22 protein-coding genes, 3 tRNA genes and 1 pseudogene are annotated in these 24,846 nt (G+C 41.9%); 9 read left to right on the top strand and 17 right to left on the bottom strand.

Annotated features, from left to right (window positions below; translation table 11 throughout):
• Positions 1-36: 36 nt before the first annotated feature.
• From rimP to tpiA, 6 genes are all read right to left on the bottom strand, one after another.
• Entirely contained in the window at positions 37-561 is a 525-nt protein-coding gene (rimP, locus tag F909_RS00795) for a ribosome maturation factor RimP (RefSeq protein WP_005154900.1), read from the bottom strand.
• Positions 562-762: 201 nt separating this feature from the next.
• Positions 763-839: transfer RNA gene (locus F909_RS00800), tRNA-Met, on the bottom strand.
• A gap of 88 nt (positions 840-927) precedes the next feature.
• Positions 928-1,004, bottom strand: a tRNA-Met gene (locus F909_RS00805).
• A gap of 44 nt (positions 1,005-1,048) precedes the next feature.
• A tRNA-Leu gene (locus F909_RS00810) sits at positions 1,049-1,133 on the bottom strand.
• Positions 1,134-1,190: 57 nt separating this feature from the next.
• Complete coding sequence (gene secG / locus F909_RS00815; protein WP_005154899.1) at positions 1,191-1,520, bottom strand: preprotein translocase subunit SecG; 330 nt, start codon at positions 1,518-1,520, stop codon at positions 1,191-1,193.
• Positions 1,521-1,532: 12 nt separating this feature from the next.
• Positions 1,533-2,324 carry a triose-phosphate isomerase gene (gene tpiA, locus F909_RS00820; protein WP_005154898.1) on the bottom strand — a complete coding sequence of 264 codons (792 nt, stop codon included), beginning with the start codon at positions 2,322-2,324 and terminating at the stop codon, positions 1,533-1,535.
• Positions 2,325-2,698: 374 nt separating this feature from the next.
• Between tpiA and pilB the strand changes: the two genes are divergently transcribed.
• Genes pilB through coaE form a run of 4 tightly spaced genes read left to right on the top strand, consistent with a single transcriptional unit; the run spans position 2,699 to position 7,135 of the window.
• Positions 2,699-4,411 (top strand): type IV-A pilus assembly ATPase PilB, encoded by a 1,713-nt coding sequence (gene pilB / locus F909_RS00825; RefSeq protein ID WP_005154897.1) that lies wholly within the window; start codon positions 2,699-2,701, stop codon positions 4,409-4,411.
• Between the two features lie 24 nt (positions 4,412-4,435).
• Positions 4,436-5,662 carry a type II secretion system F family protein gene (locus F909_RS00830; protein WP_005154896.1) on the top strand — a complete coding sequence of 409 codons (1,227 nt, stop codon included), beginning with the start codon at positions 4,436-4,438 and terminating at the stop codon, positions 5,660-5,662.
• A gap of 5 nt (positions 5,663-5,667) precedes the next feature.
• Complete coding sequence (locus F909_RS00835) at positions 5,668-6,528, top strand: prepilin peptidase (protein ID WP_005154895.1); 861 nt, start codon at positions 5,668-5,670, stop codon at positions 6,526-6,528.
• Between the two features lies 1 nt (position 6,529).
• Positions 6,530-7,135 carry a dephospho-CoA kinase gene (gene coaE, locus F909_RS00840; RefSeq protein WP_005154893.1) on the top strand — a complete coding sequence of 202 codons (606 nt, stop codon included), beginning with the start codon at positions 6,530-6,532 and terminating at the stop codon, positions 7,133-7,135.
• Here coaE and F909_RS00845 read toward each other — a convergent pair.
• The 3 genes from F909_RS00845 to F909_RS00855 all read right to left on the bottom strand — a co-directional run bounded on the left by F909_RS00845 (position 7,132) and on the right by F909_RS00855 (position 9,254).
• Positions 7,132-8,043, bottom strand: coding sequence for a DMT family transporter (locus F909_RS00845; RefSeq protein WP_005154888.1), 912 nt, complete (start codon positions 8,041-8,043; stop codon positions 7,132-7,134). The genes coaE and F909_RS00845 overlap by 4 nt on opposite strands.
• 30 nt (positions 8,044-8,073) lie before the next feature.
• Positions 8,074-8,823 carry a 23S rRNA (guanosine(2251)-2'-O)-methyltransferase RlmB gene (rlmB, locus tag F909_RS00850; protein WP_005154883.1) on the bottom strand — a complete coding sequence of 250 codons (750 nt, stop codon included), beginning with the start codon at positions 8,821-8,823 and terminating at the stop codon, positions 8,074-8,076.
• 104 nt (positions 8,824-8,927) lie between these two features.
• Positions 8,928-9,254, bottom strand: coding sequence for a pyrimidine/purine nucleoside phosphorylase (locus F909_RS00855; RefSeq protein ID WP_004802302.1), 327 nt, complete (start codon positions 9,252-9,254; stop codon positions 8,928-8,930).
• 467 nt (positions 9,255-9,721) lie between these two features.
• Between F909_RS00855 and recN the strand changes: the two genes are divergently transcribed.
• From recN to ruvX, 3 genes are all read left to right on the top strand, one after another.
• The gene (recN, locus tag F909_RS00860) at positions 9,722-11,383 is read left to right on the top strand and encodes a DNA repair protein RecN (protein ID WP_005154881.1); all 1,662 of its coding nucleotides are present in this window, start codon (positions 9,722-9,724) and stop codon (positions 11,381-11,383) included.
• A 112-nt stretch (positions 11,384-11,495) separates the two neighbouring features.
• Positions 11,496-12,050: a YqgE/AlgH family protein gene (locus F909_RS00865; RefSeq protein ID WP_005154877.1), complete on the top strand. Its 555-nt coding sequence runs from the start codon at positions 11,496-11,498 to the stop codon at positions 12,048-12,050.
• Positions 12,043-12,486, top strand: a complete 444-nt coding sequence (ruvX, locus tag F909_RS00870) for a Holliday junction resolvase RuvX (RefSeq protein WP_005154875.1) — start codon at positions 12,043-12,045, stop codon at positions 12,484-12,486. Before F909_RS00865 ends, ruvX begins: the two co-directional genes overlap by 8 nt.
• A gap of 96 nt (positions 12,487-12,582) precedes the next feature.
• Here ruvX and F909_RS00875 read toward each other — a convergent pair whose 3' ends face one another.
• The 3 genes from F909_RS00875 to F909_RS00885 all read right to left on the bottom strand — a co-directional run bounded on the left by F909_RS00875 (position 12,583) and on the right by F909_RS00885 (position 15,942).
• Positions 12,583-13,584: an HlyD family secretion protein gene (locus tag F909_RS00875; RefSeq protein ID WP_005154873.1), complete on the bottom strand. Its 1,002-nt coding sequence runs from the start codon at positions 13,582-13,584 to the stop codon at positions 12,583-12,585.
• 65 nt (positions 13,585-13,649) lie between these two features.
• Positions 13,650-13,856, bottom strand: coding sequence for a DUF1656 domain-containing protein (locus F909_RS00880; RefSeq protein ID WP_005154872.1), 207 nt, complete (start codon positions 13,854-13,856; stop codon positions 13,650-13,652).
• Complete coding sequence (locus F909_RS00885) at positions 13,849-15,942, bottom strand: FUSC family protein (protein ID WP_005154871.1); 2,094 nt, start codon at positions 15,940-15,942, stop codon at positions 13,849-13,851. Before F909_RS00885 ends, F909_RS00880 begins: the two co-directional genes overlap by 8 nt.
• Positions 15,943-16,370: 428 nt before the next feature.
• Here F909_RS00885 and F909_RS00890 point away from each other — a divergent pair, with 428 nt between their 5' ends.
• Positions 16,371-17,150 (top strand): IclR family transcriptional regulator, encoded by a 780-nt coding sequence (locus F909_RS00890; protein WP_005154869.1) that lies wholly within the window; start codon positions 16,371-16,373, stop codon positions 17,148-17,150.
• A 215-nt stretch (positions 17,151-17,365) separates the two neighbouring features.
• On the opposite strand, the gene pgsA is transcribed toward F909_RS00890, so the two are convergent.
• From pgsA to lpxO, 5 genes and pseudogenes are all read right to left on the bottom strand, one after another.
• Positions 17,366-17,953, bottom strand: coding sequence for a CDP-diacylglycerol--glycerol-3-phosphate 3-phosphatidyltransferase (pgsA, locus tag F909_RS00895; protein WP_005154866.1), 588 nt, complete (start codon positions 17,951-17,953; stop codon positions 17,366-17,368).
• 105 nt (positions 17,954-18,058) lie between these two features.
• Positions 18,059-18,856: a thioesterase family protein gene (locus tag F909_RS00900; RefSeq protein WP_005154864.1), complete on the bottom strand. Its 798-nt coding sequence runs from the start codon at positions 18,854-18,856 to the stop codon at positions 18,059-18,061.
• 105 nt (positions 18,857-18,961) lie between these two features.
• On the bottom strand, positions 18,962-20,761 hold the full coding sequence (gene uvrC / locus F909_RS00905; protein ID WP_005154863.1) for an excinuclease ABC subunit UvrC: 1,800 nt from the start codon (positions 20,759-20,761) through the stop codon (positions 18,962-18,964).
• A gap of 103 nt (positions 20,762-20,864) precedes the next feature.
• Positions 20,865-21,284 (bottom strand): annotated as a pseudogene (locus tag F909_RS0120480) (PH domain-containing protein).
• Positions 21,285-21,375: 91 nt separating this feature from the next.
• Positions 21,376-22,290: a lipid A hydroxylase LpxO gene (gene lpxO, locus F909_RS00910; RefSeq protein ID WP_005154856.1), complete on the bottom strand. Its 915-nt coding sequence runs from the start codon at positions 22,288-22,290 to the stop codon at positions 21,376-21,378.
• A 394-nt stretch (positions 22,291-22,684) separates the two neighbouring features.
• Between lpxO and fadB the strand changes: the two genes are divergently transcribed.
• On the top strand, positions 22,685-24,838 hold the full coding sequence (fadB, locus tag F909_RS00915) for a fatty acid oxidation complex subunit alpha FadB (RefSeq protein ID WP_005154855.1): 2,154 nt from the start codon (positions 22,685-22,687) through the stop codon (positions 24,836-24,838).
• Positions 24,839-24,846 lie beyond the last annotated feature (8 nt).

The following is a 24,846-nucleotide window of genomic DNA, read 5'->3' as shown; positions in this document are numbered from 1 at the left end:
AGTCACCTACCGATTTCTTATAAAATTAAGTTAATATTAGTCTTGATAGATTAAATTTGCTTTATCAATATTATGACTATCAATTTCAAGCACATGATTACCTTCAACTTCGACTTGAATCATTTCATTTTCTAAGTCTACAGAAAGTAATTTCGCCTGAAATTTGCGACGGTTCTCGACAGCAGCAATTAATCGTAAAGCCACTTGTTGCCCGATATATGCAGGCAGTTGGTTCAATTGGAAAAATGGACGATCCCAACCTGGTGAAGAAACTTCTAAAGCATATTCACCTGAAATCGGATCATGAACATCAAGCATTGCACCCACTTGTTGCGTTACGAGAACACAATCTTGAACGCCAATACCACGCCCGAGTTCAACTTCACCATCTTCTGTTAAGACAGGTTCAACATTCTCATCGACCGCTTTATCAATATAAATGCGTAATAAAGAACGTTTCCCTTGTGGGAGGAATTCAATTCCCCACAAATCTACACCACACGCAGCCACAGCTGGTGCAATGAGATCATGCAATGCTTGAGATTTATTTGATAATTTCATTTACTCTCGTCGCTCTCATACGAGCCAATCAATCTTAACCGTATAGTGAAGCACGACTATTTGACCAATTGATGTCGAACAACTACACGATATAGCTAAACAACCAATAAAAAAGGGCGTAAATCGCCCCTATGTTACACAGAAAAGCAAAGCCCACTGTGCAAAAAGGCCCACCTTATTGTGAGCCTCTTTTTAGAAACTTGGTAGCGGGAGCTGGATTTGAACCAACGACCTTCGGGTTATGAGCCCGACGAGCTACCAGACTGCTCCATCCCGCATCAACGTGCAAAAATTATATACAAATATGAAAAAAAGTCAATTTAAGTTTTCTTCATACCTGCCTGATTAAGTTGCACCTTAATCAAATGGTAGCGGGAGCTGGATTTGAACCAACGACCTTCGGGTTATGAGCCCGACGAGCTACCAGACTGCTCCATCCCGCAACAATACAAACACTGCACACACCAAACTTACTGGTTATTAAGCTTGGTGCGGAAGGGGGGACTTGAACCCCCACGCCCGAAAGCACTACCACCTCAAGGTAGCGTGTCTACCAATTCCACCACCACCGCAGTATTGTGGGACGCATTCTAGTCCCTTAAATGCAAAAAGGAAAGTGCTAATTCAACTTATTCAGTTGTTTTTGGTGCATTTGGTGAAGTTTCAGGCGATGTCGCTGGTGCAGATGTTGTTGTTTGAACAGTTTTTAAACTATATGCATCTGTCGTCTGTTTTTTAGCAAATACAGCCAAAGTCAAACTGGTTGCAAAAAACAATGCTGTAAAAATCGCGGTTAAACGAGTTAAAAAGTTACCTGCACCTGAAGCGCCAAAAACAGTCGCAGCGCCGCCGCCACCAAATGATGCCCCTGCTTCCGCACCTTTACCTTGTTGTACCAAAACCAACGCAATAATTAAAATTGCTAAAATAATATGTACAACGAGTATAAAACTATACATCTCGATTCCTCGTTATTTGCTTTGAGCAAATGCTTTTGCGATTTGGTAAAATGATTGTGCATTTAAAGATGCACCCCCCACCAAAGCACCATTAATATCTGGACATGCAGCCAATTCAACTGCATTTTCAGCCTTAACACTACCACCATATAAAATGGCAGCATGTTCACCATATGAGGTAATTTGTTTTAAACCTTCACGAATCTTTGCATGCATGGCTTGAGCATCAGCTGGCGATGCAGTTTTACCTGTGCCAATTGCCCAAATTGGTTCATAAGCGAATACAATTTTTTGCCATTGATCCGCTTGAACAACCGCTGCAATATCACAAATTTGTTGCAATACCACTTGTTCAGCAGCACCCTGCTCTCGTTGTTCTAAGCTTTCACCAACGCAATAAATCACAGTCAAACCTGCACTCAACGCATTATGCAGTTTTACTTTTAAAATTTCGACATTGTCGCCAAATAATTCACGGCGTTCTGAATGCCCAATTAAAACAAATTCAATGCCACTGTCTTTCAACAACTCAGCGCTGACTTCACCTGTATAGGCGCCTGTACCTGCAACACGAGAAACATCTTGAGCCACCGTATAAATTGGTCTCACTGCATCTTTAAATTGTGTTTGAATACGATCCAAAGCAATTGCAATTGGCGCGACGCCAATATGACATTGCTCAGGTGCAATATTTTCCTGTTGTAATAACTGTTTAAATTCTTCTACTAATTGGAAAGCATTCGCATGCATTGGATTCATTTTCCAATTGCCAACAACCCAAGGAGTAATGCTCGAGTTCGACATACTTCGCCCACCCACTGTTAATTAATTTCTCAAAAATGCTGCATATTTTACACGGATTTTTATAAAATTCAGTTTTTTCTTTTAATGGGACAGAAATCACTCCAAAATCATAAAGATCAAGAAAATTGCCCATTCTATCTTCATAGAAAACTCCGATCGCGCTTTAAAAAGAAGCTGATTTACGTACAATTAATTTGATTATTTATAAGATTTAGCTTAATAAAAGAAAATTAATTTGCAAAACACTCGATCAGTTCAAAGTTTTGGCTATGAATCAAGGTGAAAACAACACTTTCTGTAGTGGTATTTTTGCATAACAAAAGTATAATTTTTAAAATACATATTATAAACATTTATTGTCAAAAGGCGGACAGATGTCAGGATTACATACGTCTCCAAAGTTTTCGGGGTTTATTCGACGGTTAGTTGAAGATGGGCATCTGCCTACAACAACAATGCAAACAGCCATCGATGCTGCTAAAAAAGCACAACAAGATATCGTTGCACATCTGATTGAACAGCATCGCGTGCCTCCATTAACCATTGCTGAAACCATTGCAGCCGAGTTTGGTGAACCACTTTTCGATTTGGCTGTTTATGATACAGCCTTATTGCCTCGTGAGCTGGCAGACAACAAATTAATCCAAAAACATAGAGTTGTACCACTGATTCAACGTGGCCAAATCCTCTATGTTGCAACCAGTAATCCCACCAATATCGAAGCACTGGATGCGATTCGCTTCAATACCAAGCTCAATATTGAACCCATTATTGTTGAACATACCAAACTCGAAAAACTGATTGAACAACAGTTCGGTGATTCCGGCAGTTTTGATTTTGGCGATAGTGAAGACTTTGATCTCGATATCGATGTGAATCAAGACACTGCCAAAGACGATGATGAGGCACCTCAAGGGGATGAATCCCCTATTGTGAAATACATCAACAAGCTATTGATTGATGCAATTCGTATGGGTGCATCCGATTTACATTTCGAACCGTATGAAAAAATGTATCGCGTGCGCTATCGTGTTGATGGGGTATTACGCCAAATTGCCAACCCACCGTTACAAATGGCAACCCGACTCGCTTCTCGTTTAAAAGTGATGTCGCAAATGGATATTTCAGAAAAACGAATGCCGCAAGATGGCCGTATTAAATTAAAACTGTCTAAAACCAAGGCGATTGATTTCCGTGTCAACTCACTCCCGACGCTATTTGGTGAAAAACTGGTACTCCGTATTCTTGATCCATCCAGTGCCATGCTGGGTATTGAAGCACTGGGCTACGAAGATGAGCAAAAAGCCTTGTTTATGGACGCACTAGATAAACCTCAAGGCATGCTTCTGATTACTGGTCCAACGGGTTCTGGTAAAACGGTCTCGCTGTATACAGGTTTAAATATTTTAAATACCGAAGATACCAATATTTCCACGGCTGAAGACCCTGTCGAAATTAACTTAGAAGGCATCAATCAAGTCAATGTAAATCCTAAAACAGGTTTGACATTCTCTGCTGCATTAAAAGCATTCTTACGCCAAGATCCTGACGTGATCATGGTCGGTGAGATTCGAGACCTAGAAACAGCGGAAATTGCGATTAAAGCAGCGCAAACAGGTCATATGGTGATGTCGACACTGCATACCAATAGTGCACCAGAAACCCTGACCCGTTTACGCAATATGGGTGTACCATCATTTAATATTGCCACCTCGGTTAACCTTGTGATTGCACAACGCTTAGCGCGTCGTTTATGTAATCAGTGTAAAGAAGCCATTGAAATACCAAGGCAAAGCCTATTAGAGCTTGGGTTTACCGAGCAAGACTTGGCTGATCCTGAGCTTACAATTTTTCAGCCCGTCGGTTGTGCTGAATGTCGCGAAGGTTATAAAGGCCGTGTTGGTATTTATGAGGTGATGAAAGTTACACCTGAAATTTCCAGATTGATTATGGAAGATGGCAATGCGATACAAATTGCAGCAGCATCAGAACAAGCAGGTTTTAATAATCTTCGTCGTTCAGGTTTGAAAAAAGTCATGCGAGGAATTACCTCTTTGCAGGAAGTCAACCGAGTAACAAGTGAATAAAATTAATAAAAAGGATTAATAATCATGGCAGCTAAAAAAGCGCAAATGATGCCAACTTTTGCTTATGAAGGGGTCGACCGGAAAGGAGCAAAAATTAAAGGGGAATTACCAGCACGCAATATGGCTTTGGCAAAAGTCACCTTGCGTAAACAAGGCGTGACCATCAAAAACATTCGAGAAAAACGTAAAAATATTCTCGAAGGTCTGATGAAGAAAAAAGTCACTACACTCGATATCACCATATTTACGCGCCAATTGGCTACTATGATGAAAGCGGGTGTACCACTGGTACAAGGCTTTGAAATTGTTGCTGAAGGTTTAGAGAATCCGGCAATGCGTGAGGTGGTGCTTGGCATCAAAGGCGAAGTTGAAGGGGGTAATACCTTTGCTGGCGCGCTCAAAAAATACCCACAATATTTTGATAATTTATTTTGCTCTTTAGTAGAATCCGGCGAACAATCGGGCGCACTTGAAACCATGCTCGATCGCGTGGCGATTTATAAAGAAAAAAGTGAGTTACTGAAACAGAAAATTAAAAAAGCGATGAAGTATCCAATTACGGTCATTTGCGTCGCTGTCATTGTTACCATTATTTTGATGGTCAAAGTTGTACCAGTATTTGAAAGTGTATTCTCATCATTTGGAGCTGATCTACCAGCCTTCACTAAAATGGTTGTTAGCATGTCTCAGTGGATGCAAGAATACTGGTTCATTTTGATCATTGTGATTGGTGCAATTATTGCTGCCTTCTTGGAAGCAAAAAAACGAAGTAAAAAATTCAGAGATCTATTGGATAAGATGGCTTTGAAAGCGCCTATTTTTGGAGATCTGGTTTATAAGGCCATTATTGCACGTTACAGCCGTACTTTAGCCACAACGTTTGCAGCTGGTGTACCTCTGATTGATGCACTAGAATCTACCGCTGGCGCAACCAATAACGTCGTTTATGAAGAAGCCGTCATGAAAATTCGTGAAGATGTCGCTACAGGTCAACAGCTACAATTTGCGATGCGTATTTCCAATCTGTTCCCCTCCATGGCAATTCAAATGGTTGCCATTGGCGAAGAGTCTGGTGCTTTGGATAGTATGCTAGATAAAGTCGCAACGCATTATGAAAATGAAGTCGATAATGCCGTCGATGGTTTAACCTCGATGATGGAACCTTTAATCATGGCAATTTTAGGTGTTTTAGTCGGTGGTCTGGTAATTGCCATGTACTTACCAATCTTCCAAATGGGTTCTGTGGTCTAATTTTTATGCAGCAATTCTTTTTCTATTTTATTGAGAACCCAACTGCACTTTATCTTGCAGTTGGGCTTTTTAGTTTATGCATCGGTAGTTTTTTGAACGTTGTTATTTTCCGTACCCCTCGTATGATGGAACGAGAGTGGCAGCAAGAATGTCAGATGCTATTACATCCAGAACAGCCCATCATTGATCAAAGCAAACTGACCTTAAGCCAACCAGCCTCAACCTGTCCAAAATGTAACTCACCTATCCTTTGGTATCAAAATATTCCCTTGATTAGCTGGCTAGTGCTGCGCGGTAAATGTGGAACTTGCCAAAATCCGATTAGTATTCGCTATCCGCTGATTGAACTGCTGACCATGCTCTGTTCGTTGATTGTTGTTGCCGTATTTGGCGCAACAGTACAGATGCTGTTTGGATTGATCCTCACTTGGGTATTGATTGCATTAACCTTTATCGATTTTGATACACAGTTGTTGCCTGACCGCTTTACTCTTCCCTTAGCGGCTTTGGGCCTCGGGATCAATAGCTATGCCATTTATACCACTGCAAGTGCTGCAATCTGGGGATATCTCATCGGCTTCCTCTGCCTCTGGATTGTGTACTACATTTTTAAACTCGTGACAGGCAAAGAAGGCATGGGCTATGGTGATTTCAAGCTCTTAGCTGCACTCGGGGCATGGATGGGGCCGATGCTGCTGCCTTTAATTGTGCTACTCTCTTCTATGGTCGGTGCAATTATTGGTATTATTTTGATGAAAATGCGTGGTGAAAATCAGCCATTCGCATTTGGCCCCTATATTGCAATTGCAGGTTGGATTGCATTTTTATGGGGTGATCAAATTATGAAGGTCTATCTGGGCGGTTAATATGAGTTTTATCTTGGGCATTACGGGTGGTATTGGTAGTGGAAAATCTGCGGCCACTCAATGGTTTGAATCTCAAGGCATTACCGTCGTTGACGCTGACATTGTCGCAAGAGAAGTGGTGGAACCGGGTCAACCCGCTTTGCAAGCGATTCAACAAACCTTTGGTGACTGGGTGTTATTGCAAGATGGTCAACTGGATCGACGTGCACTGCGTGAGCATATTTTTCAGTTTCCAGAAGCGCGTCAGAACTTAGAAAAAATCACCCACCCTGCCATTCGTCAATCAATTATTCAGCAACTACAACATGCTGAAAGTCCTTATGTAATTTTAGTCTCGCCACTTTTATTTGAGACCAATCAACATGAGTTGGTTCAACATACATTACTGATCGATGCTGATGAACAAACTCAACTGCAACGCGCAGGCCAAAGGGATGGACAAACTGAAGAACAGATTCGAAAAATTATTGCAGCACAAATGCCACGTGCTCAAAAACAACAGTTAGCCAATGATATTGTACTGAATGATGGTTTATTAGAGCATCTGCATCAACAACTCAAACCTTTGCACTTCAGCTATTTACAACGAGCAGAACACGCTTTCTAGCCTTGTTTCTGTTTCGCAAGTTGAATAGCTAACGTGTCTTTCCTAAACCAACGCCATGGCTGTAATGCACCAACACCCATCCCGATCAAGCCACAAATAATAGCTGCATTCAATGGTTCATTCAGTAACGGTACAGCCACAACAGCAGCGATGAAGGGTGCTAAAGTCACAATACTGCCTGTTTTAAACGCACCTAAACGCTCAATTGCAGCAACATAAGTCAATGTAGCAACGATAACCACCAAAATGCCATGAAATAGCCCTTGGATCAGCAAATGTAGAGGTGCTGCATCATGAAAATGCTTGGGAATGAAGAAAAGATAAACTGGCAAATAGATCACCGCTGACCAAATCACCACACCTGCAGTTGCATGCCAAGCAGATAATTTCCATTGTTTCAGCAATATCGTAAATATCCCCCACCATACTGCGCTGATGAAAAGCAACAAATCGCCCCACCCCAATGCCGAAGCTTGATCATGCAACATCAAGTAACTCATGAGAATTAAAGCAGCCATCATGATGATCAGGCTCAACCAGGTGTGTTTATCAAAGGGTTGTCTAAATAGCAGATAGGCTGCAACGGCTGTGCAGAGTGGGATACAGCCATTTAAAAAAATAGCAGCGTGTGCAGCAGGTGCATGTAAAAAAGCAGTATAGACCGTAAAACAATAAGCCAAACCACCAATGAGGGCCAAGATGACGGGCCGAGTATTCCATAGAAATGCAAAATCTTTTTTATAGATCAAAACTGGTATTAAAATCAGGGAGGCAATTGCAAAGCGCATTGCCACCAGATCCCAGACACTCACATGCCAATGTGCATTTAAACGGGAGAAGATGGTGAATCCTCCCCAAATACACATGGTAATAAAGACAAAGAAATAGCCTTGCGTACGGACGGTCATCTAAATTTACATTGCCAACATTTGGCTAAATTATACAGCACTACGCTGACGACACGCCTCATAAAGTGCCATACCTGTAGCCACGCTTACGTTTAAACTTTGTAGGTCACCCGACATTGGAATATAAACAGTATGGTCACACTGTGACTGTGTAATCGGCCTTAAACCTGTATCTTCCGCACCCATGACGATTACTACAGGACCTTTGAAGTCGCATTGATGAATAGGCAATGCTTTTTCATCCAACATGGTGCCAATCACACGGGTATGTGTGCTGTCTTTTAAATGTGCTAAGGTTCGCGCTAAATTGGTCACTTGAATAAACTTAACTTTCTCAGCACCACCTGCCGCAACCTTACGTGCTGTTGGTGTTAAGCTTGCTGAACGATCACGTGGCACAATCACCGCTTGAACGCCCATCGCAGCTGCGGTACGAATACATGCACCGAGATTATGCGGATCAGTCACCTGATCAAGCGCTAATAACAAAGCATCTGGTGACTGCTGCATCAATTCATCCAGATCTTTTTCATTTAAGGTTGGATGTGGACGAACAGCAGCAACCACTCCTTGATGGAATGGCAAACCTGCCAACTTTTCCAGACTATCACGACTGGCTTTCTGAACACTGATCCCAAAAGGTTCTGCCAGCTGCAAAATCTTTTGCAAACGCTGATCATCACGACCTTTCAAGGTAAATAAAGTCAAAACGCGTTCAGGCTCTAACTCCAACAATGACTCCACCGAATGAACGCCATAATAATATTCAGGTTTTGCCATGAACGACCTCTAACAATTTCATATCAACGAAAAATAAAAATCCTGCAAAGTGACTTTACAGGATTTTCTCTGAGCATAGTGTACTCGATTTAGAAAGGAATACGTTAGCCTTCCAAATGACAGACGTAATCGAGTACTTCATCCGCTTCAATGTGGAACATGCTATTACCAGGTACATAGAAAGACTGACCTGCACGGAATAATTCACTTTCAGTGCTATCTGCTATTTTGACACGGCATTCACCAGAAATAATTTCCATACGTTCTGGAACATGTGTTTCGAAAGTTAAAGCCTGTTCAGTAGGTAGAATTACACCCAAAGTCTTTTTTGTACCATCTTCAAATTGTACTGTATGGCTAATACATGCCCCACCAAAATACACATTCGATTTCTTAATGACCGTTACATGATCAAATTGCACTGAACTCATGCGTACTCTCCAAATAATGCCGCATCTATATTAAATTATGCTGGACGTAGTTTAATTGCGCCGTGACAACTAATCAATCCATTTTCTAGGCTAAACATAGCAATTTTCATACCTGAGCCCAGATTAATAAAGCATGAGAAGCATCGCTTCGCAAGGTCTGGGCGCAAGACGAACAGCTATGCTGTGAGTGAAGAGGACAAGCAAAGTGGAACTTTGCCCAAGCATAAGACCTTGCAGCCGATATGAGCCATATGCTGCAAATAGCACAGAAGAAACCAAACAAAATGCCCGAGCACAAAACCTTAACTCACCCATATAAATGTTGAAGAAAAAGCCAAGAGGTCAAACACATAACAAAATAACCTTCTATCTACCAAGTAAATCAGGAAAATCCTACATTCAACTCTTGTGGCAACTTTAAAACTTCTCTATCTTTAAGCAAAAGATTCTGTGCATTGGATGCGTTTATGCTCACCCATTTAACTTTAATTAATTTTGCACTCGCTGACCATTTGGCTTTAGATATTGAACAAGGCTTCAATGTGCTGACTGGTGAAACTGGCGCGGGCAAATCATTATTGTTAGATGCCCTCTCTGCCTGCTTAGGTGAACGTACTGATACCAATTATGTACGCTACGGTGCAGATAAAGCAGACATCACTGCAATATTTAGCTATCAGCCTGACAGTGCCGAAGCACATTGGCTGACGGAACACGAACTGGATGATGACTCAGGTGAAATTCATTTAAGACGCGTGGTTTTTGCGACAGGTCGCAGCAAGGCCTGGATTAATGGGCGCCCGAGTAGTTTAGCTGAACTCAAAGAAATTGGACGTTTGCTGGTACAGCTCTACAGTCAACACAGTCAACAACAGTTACTAGAACCGCCTTATCCGAGACGCTGGTTAGATCGTTATCATAATTTTGCTGAGCCCTCAAATGCGGTACGCGAAGCATATAGTACATGGCAAAAGAATATTCGCCAGCATCAAGCAGCTTTAGATGCACAAGCAACGCGTATTCAAAAAATACAAAACCTAGAGTCTCAAATCGAAGAACTTGAGGATGTGATTCAAACAGATTATCGCGAAACTGAACAAGAGTTTGATCGTCTCAGCCATCACGAACATATCATGCAGGACTGTAGCTATAGCCTAAATGTATTGGATGAAGCGGAGCAAAATATTACTCAAGAAGTCGCTTCGATCATTCGTCGTTTAGAATCTCACGCAGGTCGCAGTGAACAACTTTCCAATATTTACAATGCTTTATTAAATGCTCAAAGCGAAATCGATGATGCCACGGCGAGCTTACGTCAATTTATTGATCGCCAAAGCTTTGATCCTGAGCGCATGGAACAATTGAATGCGACTTTAGAAGTATTCCATCGCCTAGCACGCAAGCACCGCACTCAACCTGAATTGCTAAAACAAGAATACGAAACTTGGCAGCAAGAATTACAGCAATTACATCAACTTGAAGATCCAGAAACCTTGGCCGAACAAGTTGAAATTTCTTATCAAGCATTTATGCAGAAAGCACAACATTTAGATGATATTCGTCGTGCAGCTGCAATTCCATTGGCCAAACAACTGACTGAGCAAGTTAAACCGCTAGCACTGCCTGAAGCACATTTCGAATTTAAGTTTGAACCACAAGAAACTGCCAATGCAGAAGGATTAAGCTTCATTCAACTGTTATTTACCGCGAATAAAGGGATTCCACCGCAGCCCCTCGCACGCGTTGCATCAGGCGGCGAACTCTCACGTATTGCGTTGGTGATGCAGGTCATGAATGCCGAAAAAACGGATGCTGAAGTGCTGGTCTTTGACGAAATTGATGTGGGAATTAGTGGTGGCACTGCTGAGGTTGTCGGTCGCCTCTTGGCTGATTTAGCCCAACACGTACAATTGCTGTGTATTACTCATCAAGCACAGGTGGCTGCGCAGTCTGACCAGCATTTATTGGTGAAGAAACAACAGACTGATCCTGCAAGCAGTACCATTATTGAGCTTGACGAAGATCAACGTATTTTAGAGCTGGCACGTATGTCAGGTGGTGTTGAAATCAGCGAAACCACCTTGCAACACGCAAAACAATTACGTCAACTCAAATTTCAATCAGCCTGACCCTGTTACAAAATATTAGAAAATAATTGGCGAAATCCGATTAACTCTTGTATGTTGATAAAAAGAACCTATATAGATAGATCAGCATAATTTTTGATGGAGAATCGCCTAGGTGACGAAACAATACTTAACTCACCGTTGTCTCATCGCTCCACCAGACATGGCAGATGACAGCTTTGCAAACACCGTCATTTATCTTGCTCGCCATGACGAAGACGGTGCTCAAGGCATTATTATCAACCGCCCGTCTGACCTACAAATCAAAGAACTACTCAATGATTTAGAGATTGATGCCGACAATGTACAGCCACATGCTGTTTTGCAAGGTGGTCCATTACGCCCAGAAGCAGGATTTGTTCTACACACAGGGCAACCGACATGGCATTCATCAATTGCAGTGGGAGAGAACGTCTGTATCACTACTAGCAAAGATATCTTGGATGCGATTGCCCATAATGAAGGGGTCGGACGTTATCAAATTGCATTGGGTTATGCGAGTTGGAGCAAAAATCAGCTTGAAGAAGAAATTGCGCGTGGCGACTGGCTCATTTGTGATTCGGACATGGATCTGATTTTTAATCTGCCATATGACGACCGTTGGGATGCTGCTTACAGAAAAATCGGGGTAGACCGCACTTGGCTTGCGTCTGAGATTGGTCATGCCTGATATGCAAAATGCTCAATCGATTATGGCTTTTGATTTCGGCACCCAGAAAATGGGGATGGCAATCGGTCAATCCAGCATTGAAAGTAGCAATCCCCTGCCATTATTTGCAATGAAAGACGGTATTCCAGACTGGGATAAATTATTAAAGATCGTCAAAGAATGGAAACCGACCTTATTTTTAGTGGGCTTACCGCTGAATATGGATGATAGTGAATCTGAATTGTCAGCTCGTGCACGAAAATTTGCCCGTCGTTTACGTCATCAGACTAATATTGAAACGTGGATGGTGGATGAACGTCTGACCACACGCGAAGCAAGAGAAGAACTTGAGTTTTATCAGAATAAAGGTCAGGCCAAACGTTTATCTGCGGATAGTTTTGCGGCTGCATTATTAATTCAAAGCTGGTATCGCGATCCGGCCGGGATTACACCTTAAAGAAATCTATAATATATTTATCATTTTAGCGGCGTTCCATGCCGCTTTTTGATGTCTCTTTCTTAAATGAATTAGACTATATGGAAACAGCATTGATTATTTTTCAATAATTCTCACTGTCGCGGTACGTCCAGAAACAAAGGCCAATGGATTATGCGGTTGCTCATCCAAAACAATTTTCACTGGCACACGTTGCGCCAAACGCACCCAACTAAAGGTTGGGTTCACATTCGCCAGCAAATTAGAACTGCCTGAACGCTCACGGTCTTCAATCCCTGATGCAATCCCCTGCACATGACCACGAATCTGCTGACGATCTCCCATCAGTTGGACAGTTGCCGAATCACCGACATGAATACGATTAAGTTTGGTTTCTTCAAAATAACCCACCACATAAAGCTGTTGGCGATCTAAAAGTGCTGCAACCGCTTGCCCAACTTTGACGTAATTACCCACGCGCAAATCAAAGTTTGATAAGGTTCCGTCCGCTGGAGCAACCACCTCTGAACGATGCAAATTCAATTGCGCCAAATGCAGGTTACTATTCGCAACCTCAATTAAAGCTTGTTGTTGTTGAATGGCAGCATTGGCTTGTTCAATATTGGCCGTCAGTTGCTCTTTTTCAGCTACAGCTTGATCACGCACAGCAAACACTTGATCCTGTTCCTGCTTTGAAATCGCGCCATCCATCAAGCTTGCATATCGAGCTGCGTTTCTTTCTGCCAGCTTTTTATTCGCTTCAGTCTTGACCAAACTGGCTTTGGCACCGGCTAGATTGGCATGTGCTTGCGCCAAACCCGCTTTGGCTTTGGCTAAATCTGATTTAGCTTGCTCAACGTCCAGTGCTTGACGTGCCACATCAATTTTAAAAAGTACCTGCCCTTTTTTCACCGTCTGGTTATCTTGAACCAAGACTTCGGTGACTAAGCCATTGACGTCAGATGCAACCTGAATCACATCACCACGGATACGACCATCACGCGTCCACGGAGCAGCATTGTAGTAATTCCATAAATGCACCACCGTATATACAGCAATCAGAACTGCCAGTATCAATACAATCGGACGTATGATTTTTCGCACATCAAATGCATTCATGTTTATCACCTCTACCACTTTCTTTTAAATCATTAAATTTCAGAATAAGCATTTATTCAAAGACCTTAAGCCCACAGCCAAACAAACAACCAATGCACCACAAGCAACAAACCAAAGTAGAAACATAGATTGAAAATACTCGGTAAGGCGATCCAGCCCTTGATTGCCGCACGATCAATAAAAGGACTCACCAACTTGAACAGCACATAGGCAATAATGGCTTGCACCAAAAGGATTGGGATATAAATCCCATAAACATTAATTTCACCCATGAGATACACCTAAGCCGTATATATCCGAATACATCTGTTCTGTTGAGACATGACCAATGCTTTCACAAATATTGTTGAGAGAAATCAACAGTCGCTGGTGCAATTGAACATCTTCAATCTGTTGTGCCATACGCTGCAAACCTTCTATTTGCTGCACAATTTGTATTGGGAAATGATTGATTGAAAGCTGCTTTTCTTGCGCCTGGAAATAGTCAGCAAGTTGCTGCTGCAATACATTGAGTTCACTTTGCAGCGCTGTCTGTTGCGGTAACTTCTGGCTAATTTCTTGTAACCGTACCAAATCAACCGTCGAACTGCTTTCAACCAACGCATGTTGAATCGCAGTTTTAATCTCAGGATTTTGTACCATCTTGGTATTCAATACCCCGACACGATCTAACATACTGCGTAAATGGATTTTAAAATCACTGCCATAAGACAAATACAGAGCTTGCCGCATCGCTTGATAATGTAAAGCCAAAATCCGCGTCGCACTGGTGTCTGGTGAAATTGCACGGACCAAATTAATGACAATCAGTGACACCAAAACCCCTAATATCATCCCAAAAGAGCCATCCAGATAAGAAACCGCATCCATCGTATATTGGTTATGCAAGTTCAAACCCATCATGGTATTAATCCCAAGCACCATCCCGATCGGCATCAACATCTGATTTGCCATCATCGTGACCGCTACAAGAAATACTGGAAAGAGTACCAAAGCCAACTGCCAGAAATGAGTCACATGGGGAAAAATGCCAAAAGCATATAAAAACACCAGACCTGCCGAGACAACACTGCCCCAAATAAAGATTCTGAGCACAGGTACAGGGTTATCCAAAGCCGTAAGAATACAGGCGGTAATCGCACCCATTTGTGCCATCATAAAACCTGTTTTCCAACCCGATAATATCCATGCCCCTGTCACAATAAAGGTAATCAATACCGCGCTAATCCCCCCCCGAATCGCAATGCCATGATCGCGATGCAAACTCGGATATTTGGTTGTGATTGCGGTAATCTCAGCGGGAATATCTTTTTGACCTTGTTGGATCTGCTGCCAAATCAACTTCACCGCCAAAATATTGGCAATAAAATGCCGAACATCCATTTTCAATGCAGCCAGCACGATTTGTTGTTCAGATGATGCCATCGCAATCAGTTCAGCAAAATCTTCTTCAAAACCCACAGGAAGCTGCTGCAAATCACTTGGGACCAGCTCTCTTTCCTGCTTTAAAAATGCCAGTGTAAGTTGATGAATACGATTTAAATGCGGTGCAAGGTCAACCAACTGCATTTGCTGTAACTGCTTGACCCGCTGTGACAATGCAACCAGATTGGCGACTACCAATGAAACCTGATGCAGCATTTCCTGCAAAGGTTTGGTCATACCATTGAGCTCACCTTTTTCATACGCCAGATGTACTGCCAGGGCGTGAATATCTGAAGCATCACGGGTGATCACCGACAAAACCTGAGTGTAATTCTCAGGTTCATCCTGAACTTTAATTAATCTTTCAAAGGTGCTTTCCAGATCACTTAAAGTCTTGTTGACACGTTGCTTGATCATTGCACCAACATGAACTGGAAAGAAAGTTGCCGATACCACTGCCGTTGCTATCACACCAATTGAGATTTCCAAAACTCGTGCCAAGGCAATATCAAAGATGTTGTAGGTGTCGATATAGGTAATGGCATTATAGGCAATCATGGCCGTCGAATAGCCCGCCAGCATAAAGACATAACTACGAGCAGTACGATCGAGCAATGATACGTATAAAGCAAAGCCCACCCATAATGACAAAATAATGGTGAACAGCCACGGCGTATTGATGAAGTGCGGTGTGAGTAATAAAGCAATAATCGCCCCTGCAATGGTACCGACCAAACGATACACACACTTTGAAGACACCATACCCGAGTACGGACTGGCGATAATCAAGACTGTACCAATCGACCACATCGGATTAATTAAATCTAATTCAAACGAGATAAACAGTGCCAGCATACCTGCCACAAATGTTTTGCACGCAAAAATGAGGTCGAGTCGACTCGGTCTAAAAGCCAACAACTGTTTAAATAGCATGAACGTGTCTCAATTCAGATTCAGCTTCACCATTCATTGCATCACTAAAAAAGTGACGACTTGTCCTGACTGATTTGAAAAACTCGAATCAGGGCAACCGATATCAATAAAGCTGAGGATTGGGCGTGATACACAATGTTGGGTATTTTTAGATCAAAATCCTAAAAATAATTATCCCAATAAGACATTGTGTTGCTAATTTTTTCAAAACAGAGTGAAATAGTCAACATAAATTATCACTATTTGATAATTTTTAATTTTAATTTAGAATAATCCCAATAAAAGTAATTCATTTTCTCAGGATAGTGGTTAATTTATTGATCTCGGATGATCAAATCTAAAAGTCCATTCACGACCTTACGCTTTTCTGCTATAAAGCAATAAAAGTTCGGTTTTCACGTTATTTCTTAAGGAGTAGACAACTCATCATGGCAATTTCGAGTTTTGGTAAAATTCTCACCGTGCTGGATTTATTTTCAGTTTCACGTCCGATTATCAATGTCGATATCATTTGTGATGAGCTGAGCCTCTCCAAGCCAACAGCCTACCGTTATCTGAAAGAACTCGTTTCTGCCGATATTCTCAAACGAATCAGTGGCACTTCTGGCGATTATACACTTGGCTCTAAAATTGCGGTTTTAGACTATATTTCGCATAGTACCGACCCTCTGGTTCAGATCAGTATTCCCTTTATGCGAGATATCGTAGATCGTACCGAACTGTGCTGTTTGCTTACCTATTTAAATCATGATTATTGTATCGACCTGCATCATGAAACCTTTAAAGATGCAGAACTCCTTTCTTTTGGACGGGGTTGTCCACGACCCGTCTATGTCGGTGCCTCCCCTAAAATCGTCATTGCACATTTAACCAAGCAACGCATTCAGGGCTATTATCAGCAGTTTTCGAAAGAATTGGCTCAAGTTGGATTTGCGCAGACTCAAGATGAGTTCATTCAACACATGCGTAAAATTAAAAAGCAAGGTTTCTACTTGTCACAAGGAGAGATTGACCCTCAACTTTGCAGCCTGTCAGTTCCTATCCGATTTTCAAGTAAAGAAGCCCCAATTGCACTCACTTTAGTCGCATCGAAGAATCGTTTTGATTTCATCAACATTCAAAAGTTAATTGAAATTTTGCAAAATAATGCAACTCAAATCGAGCATAAATTTGCAACACTTTCAGAAATTCAAAACAATCAGAATTGAGAATATTAAAAAACATTTACATTTTTCATTATTGTAAATCACACCAAATTCTCATATGATGATTATGTTCTTCAGCATACTCTCCCAAAAGAGCATGACTTTCCTCAGAGAACTAAGCTCATCGTTGTGATGGGCTTTTTTCTTGTCTTATTTTTTATAGCACAATAAAAAAGCCCTCTCAATAGAAGGCCTTTTCCGTCAAATATATGGAGCTATCAGGGTTGTTTTAAGTACGGCCAAGCGGCTTTAAGATAAATAAACATCGACCAGAGCGTGAGTATTACCGCAGCGTAAAGCAATGCATAAGCCCAAATTTCCAAAGGCTTCCAGTTTAACAAGAACACACTAATGGCAATCATTTGAAAAGCTGTTTTATATTTCCCAACGGTCGAGACTGCCACATTTGTACGAGCACCCAATTCAGCCATCCACTCACGCAATGCAGAAACGGTAATTTCACGAGAAATAATCACAATCGCAGCGAAAGCCATTGAAATGGTCGGCTGCCATTGCACCAATACAATCAATGCTGCGGCCACCATTAACTTGTCCGCAACGGGGTCAAGAAAGCGACCAAAAGCAGACGTCTGGTTTAAAGTTCTCGCCAAATAGCCATCAAACCAATCGGTTACTGCGGCAATAATAAATATTGCAGTCAGTACCATATGGCGCATCATTCCCCCATGATGCTCAGCAATCCCAATTGCTGGTGGCCAATAAGCGATCACCAAAAATACAGGGATAAAGGCAATACGTGCCAAAGTTAGAATATTAGGAATGTTCAGGATCTGCCCTGTGCTCATAAACACCGCCATGTTGTTCGCATCAAATATGCATACTGCACAAAGGATGTGCTGAGATTGTATTCATGTGTCAGCAACTTTATACGAAATGCACCGTAGTGTCGACTAGGCAAAAACCACAACTGTCTGTCTAAGCACCGCAATTAACTGGTTTTTACGATCCCAAACATACGCATATTCAGTTGAATAACCATGTTCTGCATATTCGGTCACAACTTTATATTTAAACCAATCCTGAACCTGATCCGAAATCGGATTTAGATAGGTAATCTGCCACGTGAGTGAACTTGCAGGAGCTGGAGTCTTAAACATTGGCAAAACACCCGGCGGCCACACATCCATCAACACAAATAAATCTGCTAGTTGCATATCACGATTCGGATGGAAATTGGGTGCAAAGCGACTCCATCCACCAAAGTCTGGCACTTTACTGCCTGCCATCGGATAACTGCCCTCTGCCCAGCAAAGTTCAAATTGCTGTAAACACTCAGGCATTAAACCTTCAAGATAGAAGGTCTTATCAAGTTGCTCAGGTGTTGGATAATCTGGGACTTGCGGCAAATTCTGTACATGAATACGAGAATCACGTTGTGTACCAAAACTGGCAATTAAAGTACTTTGAACAGCATCATCCTGCCATAGTCTGACTTCCAGTGTGGTAACAGATTTCCCTTCACGTAATATTTCAGCACTGAGTCTTGCTCTCCCTTCCTGTACTGGTCCGACAAAAGTGATATTACAGCTGAGTAATTGTTTTGCTGCATCATCAACAGCATGAAGGGCTTTCTGGATCAATAATCCTGCAACCAAACCACCAAACACCGTACGACCTTGTAGCCAACCCGCTGGAATATCAATCCATTCCTGTTGTTCAACTTGCTGATATAACGGAAGCAATGACATTGTTTTTCCTTGATCCTCAAAACATCCCTATCTTTGAATGTTTTTAGTCATTTGTGAATGATCTTTGATACAACAGTATTGGAAAGTTTTGGTCAATCGGTCAAATTACTCATGCAAGATTTTATAAATCGTTCTCGCCATCACCTCTCCTAAACCAGGAACAAGCATTAACTCTTTTTCCGATGCTCTGAGCACGCCTTGTATCCCACCAAAATGTGTCAAAAGATCTCGTCTACGTTTCGGTCCTAAGCCAGGAATGGCTTCTAATACGGAGCTGCTCCGACGTTTATCCCGCTTGGCTCGGTGCTTGGTAATTGCAAAACGATGCGCTTCATCCCGTACCTGTTGAATGAGGTGTAACGCTTTATGATCTTCCGGAAGTTGAATCTTGGTGCCATCGGTAAAATGTAGCGTTTCCAAACCAGGCTTACGCCCTTCACCTTTGGAAACCCCGATCATAAATGCATCCAGCTCCAGTTCCTGCATCACCTCCATCGCCATATGCAATTGTCCTTTACCACCATCAATCAATAGCAGGTCAGGCAACATATTCTTTTTATAACGACGAGTCAGGGCTTGTCGCATTGCAGCATAATCATCGCCGCCAGTAATATCCTGAATGGCAAATTGACGATAATCGCGCTTTCTTGCCCCGCCTTGATCAAAGACCACACAGGATGCAATCGGCGCTTCGCCCATGGTATGACTAATATCAAAACATTCGATCCGATCAATTGGACGCCCTACTATCTGTTCAAGCTGATGAAAACGCTCATTGAGTTCCAGATGGTTACTGAGTTTGCCTTTAATGGCATGTTGCACATTCATTTGTGCCAACTCTAACCACTCCGCACGAGTCTCACGCACTTTATGCTTGATCTGGACTTTTTTATTAAAGGTTTGCTGTAATGCCTCTTCCAGTTGCAACTTGTCAGGCACATCCACATTGACAATCAACTCTGTCGGAATCTCATCCGCCACTTGGAAATAAAAGTTTGCGATAAAATCACTGAGCATCTGCCCCAAATCATCGCTCAACATATCTGGGAAATAGCTTTTTCCACCTAACATTCGCCCATTACGTACATACATAATTTGGACGCACGTCACCCCTGCTTGGTAGGCAATTGCCAGAATATCGGCTTCACCTTTGATTTTAAAAACAGCTTGTTGTGCCTGAACTTCACGCAGCAAGCCCAAGCGATCGCGATAGAAAACAGCTTTTTCAAATTCCAGTGCTTCAGCCGCCTGCTCCATTTTTCCAATCAGCTCTTGATTCAGCTCTTTGGTATCGCCCTGCAGGAAACGAATAGAGTTATCAACATCCTCTTTATACTCTTCTGGACTGATCAAGCCCACGCACGGTGCGGTACAACGTTTGATCTGATATTGCAGACACGGACGTTTTCTTTGTGAAAAATAGCTATTTTCACATTGGCGGACATTAAACAATTTTTGTAAGACTAAGAGCGTATCACGTGCACTGTAGGCACTTGGATAGGGCCCAAAAAACTTACCAATTTGATGCTTGCCTTTCCCTCGTCCACTGGCAATACGCGGATAAGGCTTATCTGATGAGACAAAAATATAGACATAAGATTTATCGTCGCGCAACATGATGTTATACGTGGGACGATGCAGCTTAATCAGATTCTGTTCGAGTAATAAGGCTTCAGTTTCGGAACGCACCACCAAGCTTTCAATATCATAAATACGTGAAACTAAGGCCTGTGTTTTAGGATGCTCAATGGTTTTAACAAAATAGCTCGATACACGATTTTTTAAATTTTTAGCTTTGCCCACATACAGCAACTCTCCATCCTTACCGAGCATTTTATAAACGCCAGGTAACTGAGTCATGTGAGCAAGTATTTTTTCAATATGTTCTCGAGCGTTTGGGTTCACGATGTGCCTATTCTCTCTATTGACACCACATGATGTGATGCTTGCTTAATTTTTTTCAAGTTTTAAATGTGGATATCGTGTAAGAGCTAAGCTTATAAATGACTTAATGCTTCGAAAGGGTCTGATTTAAGGCCTTGCAAAACGTTTCTTTATCTTTAGGTGAAATCAAAATATGACTTGCTATCCCTTCTTTTTGATAATCAATTCGCAACCGATCCAAAGATAAGGCAGGAGATGAAATCAGGTTATAACTTTCCGATATTTTGATAATGTCTGACTTATTGATCTGCCACTTAAATAACATCGAACGAATCACTAAGCGCTGTTCTGTAACGATATAGCGCGTATTTAGAATTGGCCACTATAATATAGCGATCGTCAGAAAATATAGGGCAGCATGTTCAGGATACTCCTGCATGGTGCCTTTAACATACATCGTCCATAAAAATTGCATTAACAAACCTGTCGTTGCAATCACTACACCCCAGAACCACCAATCAATTTTAGAACGAAAAGTTTGCATGGATTTTCAAAGTGAATTGTTGTGAACTAAAAAACATTCTAAGCCAAATCCCATAAAAAAACGCCCTTTCGGGCGTCCACATTATTCGAACTTAAAACACATAAGGGCGAATAAAAATAAGGAAAAACAAACCAAGCATGATGAACCACTTCAAGAAGTAATATAGTGAGCGATTCGACGCTTTGAGTGCTTTGGCCTTAATACGGATTTGGTAAATATAACCAAAGGCTTTATTTAACCCGCCTGTTTGGTCACCCGCTTCATTAGGTGAACTCGCAGCCGTCATCACACTTTTACCAAACCAGTGATTAAACTTCTCCATAAAGCGAGTCTTTAATGGGCGCTCTACATCTGCGAAGAAAATAATACGGTTTTGGTCTGTCGTGTTTTCCGCATAATGGATATAAGTTTCATCAAACACGACACTTTCACCATCACGCCAAGAATAACGCTCGCCATCGACATCGATAAAACAACGATCATCATTCGGTGTGATTAAACCTAAATGGTAGCGTAATGAACCTGCATATGGGTCACGGTGACGAACCAAACGGCTATCTGGTGCCAGCTCAGTAAACATTGCAGCTTTAATCGTTGGCAAAGTCTTGAGCAATGCTGTTGTTTTTGGACAAAGCTCCGCAGCTGATGGATGTGCAGAGTCGTACCATTTCAGATAGAAACGTTTCCAGCCTGTTTTAAAGAATGAGTTAAAGCCTAAGTCATCATAACTACTCGATGCTTTAATCCCACCTTTGTCATACAAGGCTTTTGCTTCATCACGAATCATTTCCCAATTTTCATCCAGAACTTTTAAGTCCTGAAAATGCTGGGTGTCGATATACGGTTGATTCGGCACTTTGGAAAACATGTACATTAAAAAGTTAATGGGTGCGAGAATCGTAGAATGGTCAAAAAATTGACGGTAAAACGAATGTTTTACTTTCCCACGGCGCTGAATATACAACGCGGAAATAATAAAAATTGCTAATATGATCCACTTAATCATAGATTACTCTATCTTCTTAGCTGAAAACCAAATGCCAGTTTGATAACCAAATTTCAAAATCGCACTCAAAAATAAGCCTATTATTCTAACAAATTTATTGATGTAAATACCAATTTGCTTTATTTAACCTGAGCAACAGCAGATTTTGAATTCTCGATCACAATCAATGAGTAACCACTCCATTTCCATCGAAAAATTTATTTTTATTTATGTTTTAGCAGTTCAAGTCCATGATTACAATAAATTGATGACCCTAGCGTCACGGCTTGATACAACTTGTTATGTCCTTTTTGGATATAGTTATCGTAAGATTAGCGAAGCTTTTTTGTGTGCTTAAGCGCACACACGCTTTATGACATCCACTCAGAATCCTCCACAACAAGGGAGATCAGGCATGATCCACGCTGGCAATGCCATTACCGTCCAAATGCTTGCGGACGGAATTGCAGAATTCCGCTTTGACTTACAAGGTGAGTCGGTTAATAAATTTAACCGTGCAACCATCGAAGACTTCCAAGCAGCGATTGCTGCAGTGAAAGCCAATAACGATATTAAAGGCTTAGTAGTTACCTCTGGCAAATCAACTTTCATCGTTGGTGCTGATATCACTGAGTTTGGCGATAATTTCGCTGCGGGTGAGCAAGCGATTGTTGATTGGCTTATGCCTGTACATGATGTCTTCAACAGCTTTGAAGATTTAGATCTACCTAAAGTTGCTGCCATCAATGGTACAGCGCTTGGTGGTGGTTTTGAAATGTGCTTGGTGTGTGACTATCGTGTAATGTCAGAACAAGCGCAAGTTGGCTTACCAGAAATTAAACTCGGTATCTATCCTGGTTTTGGTGGTAGCGTACGTTTAAGCCGTGTAATTGGTATCGACAATGCCGTTGAATGGATGGCAATGGCGAACCCTAAAAAACCAGCTGCTGCATTAAAAGATGGCGCGGTAGATGCGGTTGTTGCTGCGGACAAACTTCAAGAAGCTGCTGTTGATTTAGTTAAACAGGCACTTGCTGGTCGTTTGAACTGGAAAGCAAAGCGTCAAGAAAAATTAGATGCGATTAAATTGAACCCGCTTGAACAAATGATGGCGTTCAATACAGCGAAAGGTGCGGTCCTTGCGAAAGCAAATCCTGCACAATACCCTGCTCCAAAGCTATTGCTTGATTCTTTACAAGCAGGTGCAAGCTTAACCCGTGATGACGCATTAAAAGCTGAAGCACAAGGTTTTGCTAAAGCGGCAATTACACCACAAGCGGGTGCATTGATTGGTTTATTCATCAATGACCAAGTGGTGAAGAAAACTGCCAAAAAATATGAGAAAGGTGCTCATCCTGTTAACCAAGCAGCTGTATTAGGTGCTGGTATCATGGGTGGTGGTATTGCTTACCAAGCGGCAAGCAAAGGCACACCAATCATCATGAAAGACATTGGTAACCCACAACTTGCATTGGGTATGACAGAAGCAAATGGCTTACTGACCAAGCAAGTTGAACGTAAGAAAATGAAACCTGCACAAATGGGTGAAACACTTGCTCGCATCCGTCCAACTTTAAGCTATGACGAGTTTAAAGAAGTGGATATCGTGATCGAAGCCGTGACTGAAAATCCAAAAGTAAAAGAAATCGTTCTTGCTGATACTGAAAAACATGTTCGTGAAAACACGATCATTGCATCTAACACCTCTACGATTTCAATTACTCGTTTGGCGAAAGCATTACAACGTCCTGAAAACTTCGTTGGTATGCACTTCTTCAACCCAGTACACATGATGCCGCTGGTTGAAGTCATCCGTGGTGAAAAGACTTCTGAAGAAGCAATCGCAACAACTGTGGTACTTGCTCAAAAAATGGGTAAAACACCAATCGTTGTCAACGACTGCCCAGGTTTCTTGGTTAACCGCGTATTGTTCCCTTACTTTGGTGCATTCGACCTTCTTGTGAAAGATGGTGCGGATTTCCAACAAGTGGACAACGTAATGGCGAAATTTGGCTGGCCTATGGGTCCTGCATACTTGATCGATGTTGTTGGTATCGATACAGGTGTTCATGGCGCAGAAGTGATGGCAGAAGGTTTCCCTGACCGTATGAAGCCAGACTACAAAGGTTCGATCGAAGCGATGTATGAAGCAAAACGTCTTGGTCAAAAGAATGACGTTGGTTTCTACAAATACGTGTTAGACAAGAAAGGTAAGAAAGCGAAAACTGTTGATCCAACAGCATACGACATCATTGCACCGTTCGTTACTGGCGAAAAACGCGAGTTTGATAGCCAAGAAATTATTGACCGTATGATGCTTGCTTTCTGTAACGAAACAGTTCGTTGCTTAGAAGACAACATCGTTGCAACTGCTTCTGAAGCAGATATGGCGATGATCATGGGTGTAGGTTTCCCTCCATTCCGTGGTGGTCCATGCCGTTACATCGACCAAACAGGTGTTGCTGAATACGTTGCGCTTTGCGACAAATATGCACACTTAGGTAAGGCTTATGAAGCGCCACAAATGTTGCGTGACATGGCTGCTAACAACACAAAATTCTACGGTTAAGGAGCGAC

Origin of the sequence: Acinetobacter sp. ANC 3929 (assembly GCF_000369405.1) — a bacterium.
In the GTDB taxonomy this organism is placed as follows: domain Bacteria; phylum Pseudomonadota; class Gammaproteobacteria; order Pseudomonadales; family Moraxellaceae; genus Acinetobacter.
The sequence above is the reverse complement of the archived record's forward strand: the minus strand, read 5'-3'. Positions and strand labels throughout refer to the sequence as shown.